The sequence below is a fragment of the Celeribacter sp. PS-C1 genome, assembly GCF_019429625.1.
GTDB lineage: Bacteria > Pseudomonadota > Alphaproteobacteria > Rhodobacterales > Rhodobacteraceae > Celeribacter.
The window spans coordinates 1-1,550 of sequence record NZ_JAHXRW010000034.1 but is presented as its reverse complement, the minus strand read 5'-3'; the positions used below and the strand labels follow the sequence as shown (position 1 = coordinate 1,550).

Annotated in this window: 2 protein-coding genes and 2 pseudogenes; 1 reads left to right on the top strand and 3 read right to left on the bottom strand. The window is 55.9% G+C overall.

Going from position 1 to position 1,550, the window contains the following annotated elements:
- Window positions 1–302: pseudogene (locus J5Y17_RS19265) on the top strand (hypothetical protein); the annotation flags it as partial.
- Window positions 303–306: 4 nt separating this feature from the next.
- Here the strand turns inward: J5Y17_RS19265 and J5Y17_RS19050 are convergent.
- From J5Y17_RS19050 to J5Y17_RS19040, 3 genes and pseudogenes are all read right to left on the bottom strand, one after another.
- Window positions 307–600: a DNA-binding transcriptional regulator gene (locus J5Y17_RS19050; protein WP_219787432.1), complete on the bottom strand. Its 294-nt coding sequence runs from the start codon at window positions 598–600 to the stop codon at window positions 307–309.
- Window positions 597–950: a type II toxin-antitoxin system RelE/ParE family toxin gene (locus J5Y17_RS19045; protein WP_255572232.1), complete on the bottom strand. Its 354-nt coding sequence runs from the start codon at window positions 948–950 to the stop codon at window positions 597–599. Before J5Y17_RS19045 ends, J5Y17_RS19050 begins: the two co-directional genes overlap by 4 nt.
- Before the next feature lie 259 nt (window positions 951–1,209).
- Window positions 1,210–1,425: pseudogene (locus tag J5Y17_RS19040) on the bottom strand (IS6 family transposase); the annotation flags it as partial.
- Window positions 1,426–1,550: the final 125 nt, after the last annotated feature.

The window sequence follows — 1,550 nt, the reverse complement described above, 5'->3', positions numbered from 1 at the left end:
TACGCCCAAACCGCGTAGCCAATGACCGAGCGTGGGAAACGGAAACCTTTAAGGCGCGAAAGATCAGACAGATTCAACATGGCATCGCGCTACAACGACAAGTCGATGGCAACAACCTGACAATGCCGGTCTTCAAACCCGACTGGAAGTGTCACGGCAAGGCCGCCCCCTTCAAGCGCAACGACAAGATGCTCGAGACCATGCCGCAGGGTCTGATCGCCACGCCCGGTTCGGGCATCACCGAGAACATCGTCGACAAGGCCCGCAAGCTCGGGATCCGTATCAAGAGGATCGGGGCTTAGGCGTTCACGCCCCGCGCAACAGGTCCTGCACGACGGAAGGTTTCTTGGCGATCAGTGCCAACAGAACCTGTGCAGGACCTGTCGGTTGCCGACGCCCGTGTTCCCAGTTCAGAAGTGTACCTTTCGCGACGCCAATACTCTTAGCGAATTCTGCCTGGGACAGGCCAGTCTGTTGCCGAACTTGGGCGACATCGACCTCAGAAACGGTAACTTTATGCAACTTCGCACTTGCTAGGTCGCCATTCGCGAAGGCCAGAGCTTCTTCCAGGCCCTTTGATACAGATTCAAATGCACTCATGTTGCGTCTCCATATTTCGCGACAAGCGCCTTGCTCATCTCTACTGCCGTGGCCTGCTCAGTCTTCGACAGGTTGGCCTTTTCATTCTTGGCGAAGACCGTGATCAGAAAGATCGGCATATGGGTTCCGCCAAAGACATACACCGTCCTGAAGCCGCCACTCTTGCCGCTCCCCTCTCTCGGAATGCGGACTTTGCGTAACCCGCCACCAAGAGAAATGCCCGCTTCCGGATTGGCGGCAATGAAGTTGATCGCGGCCTCACGTTCCTGATCCGACATGATTGCCTTGGCGCGCCTTTGGAATTCGGGCAGTTCGACCACTGTTTGCAATCGTGTCATCGTCAGTTCCATATAGGTTTTTGTTTCATATGTGTCAATGACGTATAGCATGAGCACTGGAAGGGCAAGTCGGCGACGGTTGCAAGGGCCCGGCTGTATGCCCTTTCAATTGGTTGCGGCATGCCATTCCGGGGGCGCGACTTTGAAGTCTGGCCTATGGGATATATCAGGCGCTTTTAGGAGTGGATTGCCCCCTCCCCCGCAACATCTCCCTCGGCGGCATTGTCAGGTTATTATTGATGGCACTCAAGAACGGGGCTGCGCGTAATTTTCAAGCGATCAACTCGCGTGCATACTCAGCCCAAATTTCGAAGGCATCGGCTCTGGCGTGGCGGTAGGAACGGGCTGAAAGTCGGTGACGTTTAGGGCGAAACAGAGCGGCGGTTTGATCGTGGACCGACAAGAACCGTTGTGCCTGACCGGGCGACTTGAACCGGCCCATGATTTTCTCCCGCCGCCGCGTATGTCTGTGCGAAGCCTCGACACGGCATTGTCAGGTTGTTGCCATCGACTTGTCGTTGTAGCGCGATGCCATGTTGAATCTGTCTGATCTTTCGCGCCTTAAAGGTTTCCGTTTCCCACGCTCGGTCATTGGCTACGCGGTTTGGGCGT

Coding starts and splice junctions, on each gene's coding strand:
- J5Y17_RS19050 (WP_219787432.1), bottom strand. CDS start 600: ATGAGTGCATTTGAATCTGTATCAAAGGGCCTGGAAGAAGCTCTGGCC.
- J5Y17_RS19045 (WP_255572232.1), bottom strand. CDS start 950: ATGGAACTGACGATGACACGATTGCAAACAGTGGTCGAACTGCCCGAA.